This is a genomic window from Stenotrophomonas sp. Steno-Z1 (genome assembly GCF_056393175.1).
The window spans coordinates 57,960-68,982 of sequence record NZ_JBWJPB010000010.1 but is presented as its reverse complement, the minus strand read 5'-3'; the positions used below and the strand labels follow the sequence as shown (position 1 = coordinate 68,982).

At 66.6% G+C, this 11,023-nt stretch carries 7 protein-coding genes; all 7 read right to left on the bottom strand.

From position 1 onward, the window contains the following. Window positions 1-13: 13 nt before the first annotated feature. On the bottom strand, window positions 14-271 hold the full coding sequence (locus AC06FD_RS18715; protein WP_394164102.1) for a PAAR domain-containing protein: 258 nt from the start codon (window positions 269-271) through the stop codon (window positions 14-16). Between the two features lie 65 nt (window positions 272-336). Beyond that, window positions 337-855, bottom strand: coding sequence for an Hcp family type VI secretion system effector (locus AC06FD_RS18710; RefSeq protein ID WP_394164103.1), 519 nt, complete (start codon window positions 853-855; stop codon window positions 337-339). A gap of 265 nt (window positions 856-1,120) precedes the next feature. Then, the gene (gene tssM / locus AC06FD_RS18705) at window positions 1,121-4,735 is read right to left on the bottom strand and encodes a type VI secretion system membrane subunit TssM (protein WP_478078614.1); all 3,615 of its coding nucleotides are present in this window, start codon (window positions 4,733-4,735) and stop codon (window positions 1,121-1,123) included. Window positions 4,736-4,769: 34 nt separating this feature from the next. Continuing rightward, window positions 4,770-6,194 (bottom strand): type VI secretion system protein TssA, encoded by a 1,425-nt coding sequence (tssA, locus tag AC06FD_RS18700; protein ID WP_478078613.1) that lies wholly within the window; start codon window positions 6,192-6,194, stop codon window positions 4,770-4,772. 5 nt (window positions 6,195-6,199) lie between these two features. Further along, entirely contained in the window at window positions 6,200-6,871 is a 672-nt protein-coding gene (gene vasI / locus AC06FD_RS18695) for a type VI secretion system-associated protein VasI (RefSeq protein WP_478078612.1), read from the bottom strand. Further along, a complete protein-coding gene (locus AC06FD_RS18690; RefSeq protein ID WP_478078611.1) occupies window positions 6,868-8,397 on the bottom strand; it encodes a sigma 54-interacting transcriptional regulator in 1,530 nt (509 codons plus the stop codon). Before AC06FD_RS18690 ends, vasI begins: the two co-directional genes overlap by 4 nt. 14 nt (window positions 8,398-8,411) lie before the next feature. After that, the gene (gene tssH / locus AC06FD_RS18685) at window positions 8,412-11,000 is read right to left on the bottom strand and encodes a type VI secretion system ATPase TssH (protein WP_478078610.1); all 2,589 of its coding nucleotides are present in this window, start codon (window positions 10,998-11,000) and stop codon (window positions 8,412-8,414) included. Window positions 11,001-11,023: the final 23 nt, after the last annotated feature.

Sequence of the window (11,023 nt, the reverse complement as noted above, 5' to 3'; positions counted from 1 at the left end):
CGGGACGAGTCCCTCAACCAATCAACACGCCAGGCTCGCCTTCCACCAACGTTCCACCGTGGTCGGTCCGATCGCCCTCGCAGGCCACCTGCCGCCCTTCAACCGTCACGCTGCTGGCGCCACTGGTGATCCGCGCGCCGCAGCCGGTCGTATCGCCTACACAGGCCACTTGGCGCGCGTCGAACAGGACGCTGGCCGCGCCGGACGTCACTTCATTGGTGCCATGCAGGGGGCATTCATGGCGATGGCCGACCAGAACAACGGGTTTCATGGGGATTCCTTGCATCAGGCAGGTGGGTGGGCGCCGCCGTGCGGCACCCACCCGGCATCACGCGCTTACGCTTCCAGCGGTGCGCGCCAGTCATCCGAACCGGAGGTGCCGGCCACGGTGTGTTCCCAGGTGATCTTGCGATAGGCCAGGCTCACTTCGATCAGCTGGGTAAAGTCGGATTTGTCCGGATCCTGCGCGTGCGGCATGTGGGTATTGATTTCCACGATGGTGGCGTCTTCCAGCAGCGTGTTGAAGAAGTGCTCCTGCTTGCCGTCGATGGAGGTGCGGTACCACTTCAGCTGCACGGTGGTTAGCGCTTCGCCCGAGGCGAGTGCGTTGTACAACAGCGGCACCGCCTTGTTCAGGGCGCAGGTGAACTTCAGCGGACGGTGCACGCGCTGCCCGGCCGGCTGCCCCGATTGTGGATCGGTCGGCACGGTGATCACGTGCTTGACTTCCTGCACCAGGATTTCGTCTTCGTGGCCCTCAACGAAGACGTTGCCGACGGAGTCGGAGGTGAACGCACCCTCGGTGATGTTGCCCTGGGTCTTGCCGTGGATGGAGATGTAAGCGGGAGTTGGCATATCGACGTCGTCCTTTGTGATTGGGAGTTCAAAGCGTTCCAACCGGGCTCCGCCCGGCTGGGCCAATACTGGCTGCGGTGGTAAACCAAGATCCGTGCCAAGTGGTTGGAACGCCGCAGTACAAGGGAACGCTGCAAGGCGGCATCCGTCGTTGCAGCGTGTTTGCGCGGCTGAGTGCGCAATGCCTTGCGCACTCAGCCGAAGACCGTTGATGTAACAGGCTTTTCGAGCGCAGCTTTATGCGCACGTGGTCAGCCACGTGCCGCTATTGGGTGGGCTTCGACTCCGTCGCCTGCACGCCGGCGCGCAGCAGCGTGCGCGGCAGCACAAAACCATTGAAGATGCGCTGGGTGAACGGATTGACGGGCTTGTCGGCGGTGATGCGGTACCGCACGCTGCCCTCGCCGGCCTTGAAGCTGACATCCACGCTGCCGGCCGTGGTGCCATTGAGCTGGGCCTGGCTGAGCAGGCGGAACCATGCCCATGGACCCTGGAAGCGAATCGCACGCGTGCTGCCGGCGGCGCCCACCACGGTGACCTTGCTCTCCACCCCCTCGCGCAGCGCATTGGGCCAGATCAGTCCGGTCGCCATGTGCGGGCCGTGGGCGTAGGACACCAGCTGGCCGTCCACGTTCAGCACGCTGTTGAGCTGGTCGGCCGACAAGGCGAGTGGCTGCACGGTGAACTGCACGCCCAGCGCGCCACGGTTGTCGAAGAAGGCTTCGCGGATGCGCTGCGCCGCCATCAGCTGCTCGCGAACCTGCGCATTGACCAGGTAGTCGCCCTGGCTCTCCGAGTAAAGCGCCTGGTAGTTGTCCTCGAAGAACAGCTTGAGGTAACTGTCGTAGAACACCTGCAGGCGCCCCTGCGGCCCGAAGAACGCGTCGAAGTCCTGCAGCGCGATATTCTGCGCGCTGGCCGGATTGAGCGGATAGCGGCCGGCCAGTCGCTCCTGGTAGAAGCCGTACACCTGCTGGTCCCAGCGCTTCTCAAGTTCGCGCAGTGCCTCAACCATCAGCACTTTCGCGCTTTCGTCGGCAAGCTTGCCTACCTGCCGGTTGAGGGGCTCGGGCAGACCGTTGGACATGCGCTTGAGGGTGAAAATGGGGTCGGTGCCTTCCAGCTTGAAATGGCCCACCACGGCATTGAGCGCGGCCTGACCACGGTCCGGGCTGTTCTGCACCGTCTTCATGTAGTCGTAAAGGGCAAGCACGGCCCTGCTGGTTTCGTCCAGGTACGCCGGCTGGTCGCCCTTGGCCGCTAGCAGACCTGCCAGCGAGGCGAACTCGCGCTCGATCCGCGCGGCCTGCAGGCGGTCGGGGTCTTCGGCCAGTTTCTTCTCTGCTTCGGCCACGGCAGCAGGGGTCCCGGCTGTCAGCGGCGCAAAGATGCGGGTGTTGCGATCGACCGTTTCCAGAAGCCGCTGCAGGGGTTGCGCGGTGCTGGTCACGTTCTCCAGCACCAGCACGGCGTGGTCCACGTCGCGGAAGTCGGTGACAGTCAGTCTGTTCAGCCCCTGCCGCCAGGTCGCGATGTAATCGGCGGTATACAGGTCGCGGACCTGTGCGGTGAGTTGTCGACTGTCCTCGTCGGAATACTTCAGGCCAGCGCGGTAACCCAGCGTCCACTGGTCGATCAGGGCAAGCCGGGTCAGGTCCTTGCTGTTGACGGCGAAGTAGTCCTTGAACCCCTTGCCGGTCAGCAACCGGTCGATACGCAGCGGGTTGGCCGCGGACGCGCCTGCCTGCGCTGCCGCAGGTTCCGGCTGGCGGTACAGGATGTCAAACACGGGACCGATTTCCCCATGCAGATCCAATGGCGCCGGCAGCACGGCCGAGGCATCGCGCTTCATCGTGGCGTACACCCGCTGCGGCAGCGGCACCTGGCGCAGCTCGGCCTGCACCTCGGCAACCATCTGCCGGTACTGCGGCAGGTCGGTATCGACGTATTTCATGGCGTAATCCAGGTGGCGCATCAACTGCCCTTGGGTCGCGCCGTCGGCGGGGAACGCCTCTTGCCACTGGCGTGCCATCCATCCTTCCACCAGAGCCGCGTTGCGGTTGTCGCGGTCCTCGATCATCCGGAACACACGCAGGGCCGCCAGCCGCTCGTCGCTGCCGGGCTCGGCGGCGCTCAGGCGCTCCATCACGCCAATGCCCAGCTGCGGCAGGAAGCGCTGGCCCAGCAGGCGCATGTAGGCGGCATCGACCTTGGGGCCGATGGTTCGCCCCTGGTACAGCCCCATGCCGGACACCAGCGGCCAGGCCGCGCGATAATCGTCGAACACGGCCACGGCATCGCGGATCTGGTTCAGCGGCGCGAGCAGGTTGCGCCCGGTCGGGTCGAGCCGCTGGTCGACCTGCCTGCCGGAGTAGGCCTGGGTCTTGTCCAGCACGGCGTACGCCTGCTGCCGGTTTTCGGTGTAGTGGTAGTGCCAGCCCGCGATCACCACCACACAGCCCGCCGCGACCACCCCCGAACTGACCCACAACAGCCGGCGCTTCCCGCGCAGGACGCTGATGTTGTCGCCAGCCAGGCCAGCCTCCGGGTACACGATGCGCTGGAACAGACGATCGGTGAAGTAGGTGGTCGCGCGCCCGATGGGCAGCGCCCTGGAGACGGCCGGCGTCACGCCATAGCTGGTTGCCGCTGCATTGACGAAGGCATTGGCCGGCACGCCCTGCTGGTATACGGACGAGAAGTACATGCCGCGCACCAGGGCGGGGGTGGAGTAGCGATCGCTCTCGAAAATCTCCGAGAGGAAGGTGAACAGCGCGGGCTTCACCCCGGCCATCTGCCGTGCGAACACGAACACGTCCTCGCGTTCGGCCAGGTCCGCCTTGGCCGCCATGGCGTCGAACACCTGCTCGTTGAGATTGCTGACGAAGGTGTCGTACTGCTGGCTGAGCTCTTCGATCCAGGCGTCGAAGTCGTCCACCGAGCTCAGGGTGCAGGTGAAGCCGAGGCTGTTCTCCCGGGCTGCACGCGGCAGCCCGGCAAAGAAGGCGTCGAAGCCGCGCACCAGGTCGAACTTGCTGAGCACCACGTAGATGGGCAGGCGCGTGCCCAGCTGTTCCATCAGTTCGCGCAGGCGTGCACGGATCAACACGGCCAGCGCGAGGCGGTCGCTCGCCGTCTGGGTAAGCAGGGTGGCAAGGTCGACGATCAGGATGGCGCCATTGAGCGGGCGCCGGGCCCGGCTACGCCCGAGCCACCCGACAAAGTGCGTCCAGAGCCGTCGCGGCAGGTCCGGGTGCAGTTCGCTCTGCTCCACGTCCTGCTGGCTGATCAGCTCACCAGCCGGGTCGATGAGGACGGCATCATTGCTGATCCACCAGTCGATCTTCAGCGGTGACTCGATCCCGCGCGACGGGCGCTTGCCGGCCTTGGTCACGCTGGTCAGCGAGAAACTCTGGTTGGAACGGTTGATGAAGCTGGTCTTGCCCGCATTCTCCTGTCCGATCACCACGTACCAGGGCAGCTTGTAGAGGTAATCGCGTGTGTGCAGGTTCTGCCGAAGCATCTCCAGCGCGTCGTCAAGCGCCCGCTCTTGGGCAGCTTCAAAGCCCTGCAACGGATCGGCGACGGCCGCTTCGCGTCGCAGTTGTTCGTCCTGCAGGCGGCGGTAACGTGTGTGCATCCCCCATGCCCAGGCCACCACCGGGATCAGCACCAGGAACACGCTCAGCGCCAACCGCACCGACAAGGGAGACAGCGGCTTTTCGTCCTTCCATTGCCACTGCGGGCCGAGCCACCAGAGGGCGACCATGACCAACGCCAGCCCGAGAAGCAGCAGCACAGGCGCCGCGTTCTTCAGGTGGCGACTGATTGCGCGCCACGCGCTGCGGGCTCGGTTGAAACCGCCCAGTTTGACCGACATACCACTTACTCCCTGAAAAAGATCATCCGTTGGGTTACTGGATTCGTTGACCGCTACGGGTAACGACGTGGTCGAACAGGCCGGGCTCCCACTGGCTGGCGGTCTGCTCGGTCATCGCGCGCGCCACGCCGGCATAGATGTCCTGTGCAAGCCAGCTCAGGCCGCGCGCGGCCAGCGCATCGGCAGCGGCGGCGCTGGCGTAGTGGCGCTCGCGTGGCGCTGTGCCCGCGACCTGCCCGGACTGCAGCCGCTGCAGGACGGTATCCATTGCTTCGTCGGCCGCCGGCGCGTCACCCGGCGCGCCGTGAGGCACCGCACGCGGCGCCGGGCCGGTCGAGGTGCCTTGGCCGTGGCCCGCGGCCGACAGCCAGGCGAAGACGTCGTCGTCGATGAAACGCGTGCCGTCGCTGAAACGCAGCTCGCGAAGAGTAGGCAGGCGCCGCACGAAGCGCTCGGCGGCCGATTTGATCACCAGTGCGACCATCGGCATCTCCAGTCGCTGCGCCACGGTGGCGGCGAGGAAGCTGCCGCGCAGCCAGTAGGGGCTGGAAGCCAGGCTCTTCTCGATACGCAGCAGCAGCGCCGGACTGATCGCGCTGCCTGCAACGGCCTCCTGGTATTCGGTACCGACATCCACCGGCACGCACATCAATTCGGTGCGCTGCTCGCGCTTCACCGGTGGCGTGCTCAGGATGCCCGACCACAGCGCATGGCGACGCAGCAAGTAGCCGGTGGGTTCGTACGCATCCTGCTGGTTGATGAACTCGGCCAGCTTCAGGTAGAGGCTGCGGGTTTCGCGCTCGTTGCCCAGGGGGGAGCCGCTTCGCGTGGTGAAGAACCCGGCGTTCACCGTGTCCGCTCCACCCGGCGGCGGAGGCGTCCTCTCGGGGCGTGCGGGCTCGTAAGGGGAGCGTTTGGCCGCCTCGGCCGCGAGTCGCAGCGCCGGCTGCAGGCGTGCGGCCACTGACGGCGCGATGGCATGCTTCTGCTCGGCCTGCGCCAACGCATCCACCGCCGCCGAGGCCCGCGCCCCCACCTCGTCGGAATGACCAGCGGCCTGCAGTTGCTTGAGTGACTGCAACAGCCGTTCGCCTCCTGCGGCAAACTGACGTTGCCGGGCCACCAGTATGTTGGCCCCGCTGCGCGGATAGCCGCCAAGCCAGTACGCATCGACCATGGCCGCGGTCAGCCAGGTCGCCCGGATCCAGCCCTCCCACTCATGGTCGCGCAACCAGGCGCTGACCAGATGGCCCATGATCCGGAAATGCTTGCAACGCTCGCGAAGGTAACGGGTGGAGGCCTGTTCGACCATGGCCCAGTCCAGCGTCTGCGCCTGCAGGCCGCCGAGCTTCACCATCTCCATGTCGATGGCCACGTACAGCTCGTCTTCCTCATCGAAATGTCCCTGTGGCTGCGCCGACGAGATCGGCTGCACAAGCTCTTCAATCTGCTCGTTCATCGTGGTCACCACCGGCAGGCCTTGCGCTGGGCGGCAATCAGCGCATCCAGCCCTTCGGCATCGAAACGCAGGCCATCCAGCGCGGGGAGATCACTCGCGACCTCCACCTGCGCCGCCGATCCCAGGCGGCGCACCACCTCGATGCCGGCAAGGCCACGCCCTGCATCGACCAGGCGGCCGTCTTCGAGGACCTGCCAGGTCTGTTCCGGTGCTGCGATGCGCCCATCCAGTCGCAGCGCGACCTTGACCTGATGGCGCTGTACGGGCGGGTGAACGATGAACTGCAGGCGGGTGATGTTGTCGATGCAGGCAAGGGTCAGCAGCGGGCGCGGCGCGGGGCGGTTCATCGCCGGCGCCGATATCAATACACGTCGCTGGCGGCCGCGCTCGTCCGACTCGAGCATGCGGAACCGCAGGTCGCCAGGCGGACGCCCCTTCTCCAGGATGGCGATGGCAGCGACAATCTCCGGCACGTTGGACCGGGTCGCCGGCAGGCTGGCCCTTATCGTGGTCATCGGCGTACCGGCAATTCGATCGAAGCACTCCAGGCGCTGCAACGCCGATGCAATGCCGGTGCACGCCGACAGTGACGCGGCCGGTGCAGGGGCACTCTGGGCGGATGCTGCCCCGGCCCCAGCCATCAGCAGCCCGGCGATCAGTCGTTCAATGGTGTTCATGGGCTCTCTTCCAGGCCAAAACGCTTGCACTTGTAGATCAGGGTGCGCCGCGCGATGCCCAGGCTGATCGCGGTACGGGTGCGCGAGCCGTCGAAATGGCGCAGGCGCTGGGCGATGACGCGCCGCTCGAAGGCCTCGCAGGCTCGGGTGAGCGGCAGATGGTCGCTGGTCTCGTGAGTTGGCGGTGTGGCATCGCCAGGCGGGTCGGCCAGCAGGCCGTGCAACATGCCCAGTTCAATGAGCTCGGCATCCCGTGCCCGCTCGCACGCCACCTGCATCAGGGTCAGCAGTTCACGGACGTTGCCGGGAAACGGATGTTTGAGCAGCGCGGCGCGTGCGTCGGCCGACAGCCCGGTCACGGCGGTGCGGTGCTCGCGGTTGTGGCAGGTGATGGCATGGGCGGCGAGCAGGGGAATGTCCGCGCGGCGCTCACGCAGGGGCGGCAGCGCAAGCGTCAACTGGCGGATCCGGAAGTACAGGTCCTCGCGGAAGCGCCCATCGCGCACCATGTCGGCCAGCGGTTGATGGGTAGCGCAGATGAGGCGGAAGTCCGAGTGCTTTTCCTCGACCTCGCCCAGCGGGCGGTAGCGCTTCCCGTTCAGCAGGCGCAGCAACGTGGCCTGGAGTGGCAGGGGCATGTCGCCAATCTCATCGAGAAACAGGGTTCCGCCATCGGCCGCTGCCACCAGCCCCTGCCGGGCACGGTCGGCACCGGTATAGGCGCCCTTGGCGGCACCGAACAGTTCGGCGGCGATCAACTCGGGCGCCATGGCCGCGCAGTTCAGGGGCACGAAGGCCTTTTCGCCACGGGGGGACGAGCGGTGGATCAGCCACGCGGCATGGTCCTTGCCCGCGCCGGTTTCACCGGTGATGAGTACCGACAGCCTCGACTCGGCGGCCGCCAGCACATCGGCGCGCAGGCGGCGCGCGACGACACTGGTGCCGATCAGCCCCTCCTCAACGCGCCGCGCCGCGCCGTCGGCCAGGACCGGCGCAGACGGTCGCACCGACGTCGATGGTGAATGGTCCTGCGTGCCGGCCTGCGCGAGCAGCCGTTGGAGCACGCCCAGCAGGGCTCGCCATTCCAGACTCGCCTGGACACGACGCAGTTCGTTTGCGCTACCGGCGAGCAGCAGCACACCCAGCGCCCGTTCGCGCTCGCGATCACGCAGCGGGAAGGCAAGCAACGCGGCACTTCGTTTCATCAGGCCCGCCAGACCGGCCAGGTCGCCGTGAACGCTGGCCAGCGCATCGCTGACCATACACGCGCGCCCTTGGACCAGGCAGTACGTCGCCGGGTGCTGGAGATCGTCCATGGCGATCTGCGGCAGCTGTTGCAGCGCGGCGCCCCAACTGGCGACCGGCAGGAGCGAGCGCCCGCTGTCATCCAGACGGAAGCAGGCAACGGCCTGCAGTGCGGAGGTCGGCAGTGCGGCAACGGTAGCGACGATCGCACTGGCCCGCGCGGCGAACCCGGACGCGGCCAGAGTGGCCTGGACGACGCCGAGCGCCGACAACGTGTCCATGTCGCTGGCATCCTTCACGCCAGCGCCGCCACGAACTGCTGTTCCTGCACATCGACCACCGCCTCAGCGAACCGCTCGCCACTGGCCAGGCGGTTGAGCACCGACAGCGACAGCGGGGGCAGCAGTTCGCCATCAATGACGGCATCAAGCATGCGCGCACCGTTGGCGTGGCGAACGCAGCGTGCCTTGAGGATGTCGCGCGCCGCGTCGGTCACCCGCAGCTGCGCACCGTAGCGGGTAGTGAACTGCTGCTGCAACCGGGCCAGGCGCTGGTCGACGATGTCGGCCAGCACGTGCTCATCCAGCGCGTTGTACTGGACCACCTGCATGCGCGCCAGCAGCGCCGGCTTGAAGAAGCGCGAGAGGTGATGGCGCAGCGCATCGTCGGACAGGCGCTCCAGCCGGCTGTCGGCCTCGTCGAAGCCCAGGTTGGAGGTGAGGAAGAACAGGATGTTCCGGCAGTCGATGACCCTGCCTTCGCCATCGGCCACCTCGCCCTTGTCGAAGGCCTGGTAGAAGAGGTTCAACACCTCCGGGTGCGCTTTTTCGACTTCATCGAGCAGCACCACCGAATAGGGCTTCTGCCGGATGGCCTCGGTGAGCACCCCGCCTTCACCAAAACCTACGTACCCCGGGGGGGCGCCCAACAGGCGCGAGACCGTGTGCTTTTCCTGATACTCGGACATGTTGATGGAGGTCAGGAACTGGCGCCCGCCAAACAGGTGTTCGGCCACCCGCACGGCCGTTTCGGTCTTGCCCACGCCGCTGGGACCGACCAGCAGGAATGCGCCCAGGGGCGTGCCGGGGCGCCGCAGGTCGGCCATGGCGGTGAGCAGGTGGCGGTGGATATGGTCGATCGCATCGCCCTGCCCTTTCACGTCTGCCCCGAGGACGTCGGACAGCTGCCTCAGACGCTCGACCTCATCGCCGCTGAGCGTGCTCACCGGGATGCCGGTCCACCCGGCGATGACCTGGGCAATCTGTTCTTCGCCGACGTCGGCATGCAACAGCGCGCCGTCGCGCTGGACCTGGCGCAGTTGCTCCACCAGCAGGGCCAGCGCCTCGCGCGGTACGTCGGCCTCTTCCGGCGCAACGGATTCCATGGCGTCCCGTTTGGCCAGGACCTGCTCGACCAGAGCCTTCTGTTCCACCCAGGCACCGGCGATCCGCTGGCGCTCCTGTTCCAGGCCGGTGCGGCGCGCCGACAAGAGTTGAAGCCGGTCCGGGTCAACGGCATGGCCCGCGTTGGCATCGCGCACCAGCAGTTCCGCCTCGGCGTCGACCTGCACCAGCGCCGTATCAATGGCTGCAAGGCGGCGCGGCTCGCCATCGAGCGCGGTGGCCACCCGCGCGCATGCGGTATCCAGCACGTCGATGGCCTTGTCCGGCAGCTGCCGGCCAGACACGTAGCGGGCCGACAGCGCCGCCGCGGCATGCAGCGCTGCGTCGCTGATGTAGACCTTATGGGATGCCTCGTAGACGGCGCGCAGTCCGCGCAGCATGTGCACGGCCTGTTCTACGGTCGGCTCGGCCACCTTGACCAGTTGGAAGCGCCGCGACAGCGCGGGATCCTTCTCGAAGTACCTCTTGTATTCGGACCAGGTGGTCGCTGCGATGGTGCGCACTTCGCCGCGGGCCAACGCGGGCTTGAGCAGGTTCGCCGCGTCGCTGCCACCGGCCGCATTGCCGGCGCCTATCATGGTGTGCGCCTCATCGATGAAAAGGACGATCGGAACGGGCGAGGCCTTCACTTGCTCCATCACGCCCTTCAGCCGCTTTTCAAACTCGCCCTTGACCGACGCGCCGGCCTGCAGCGCCCCCATGTCCAGGCCCCACAACTGCACCGCCCTGAGCGGTTCGGGCACGCGCCGCTGCGCGATGCGCAGCGCCAGGCCCTCAACCACGGCGGTCTTGCCCACGCCCGCATCACCCACTGCAATGGGATTGTTCTTGCGACGGCGCGAAAGGATGTCGATCATCAGATCGATCTCGACATCGCGCCCGAGGACGGGATCGATGTGCCCGTCGACCGCCAGCCGGGAAAAATTGATGGCGTACTTCGCCAGTGGCGTCTGCGCCTCACCCGGATCGGCCATGAGCGGGGCGCTGTCCGATGCCTGCGCCGGTGCCTCGGCCGAATCCACCAGCACCTGGTTGAACTGCCTGCGCAGGGCTTCGCGGTTGATCACATCCAGGCTGCGAATGGCCGGCAGCGGCAGGTAGCGGGACGGGTTGAGCAGAGCAGCCAGCACCACCGTACCACTGCGAATGCGGTCTTCGCCCAGTTCCAACGAGCCCAGCAGCCAGGCTTCCTGCAGCAGTTCGATCAGCAGCGGCGAGAACACCGGGTACTGGCCTTCCTGCGCGCTACGCAGCTCAAACCCCTCGGCCAGGCTCGACTTCACGGCGTCCACCTGCAGCGACGCCTGCTTGAGGATCAGGCGTACGTCACTGAACGGGTTGTCCATCAGCTTGAACAGCAGATGCGGCACGGTCACTTCGGCGCCGGCCTGGCTGATGACCAGGCTGCTGGCCTCCTCCAGCGCGTGGCGCGTGGGATCGTTCAGTCGCGCCATCAGGGTTGGGAGTTCAATGCGGATCATGTGGTGCGGTCCATGGAAGCGAA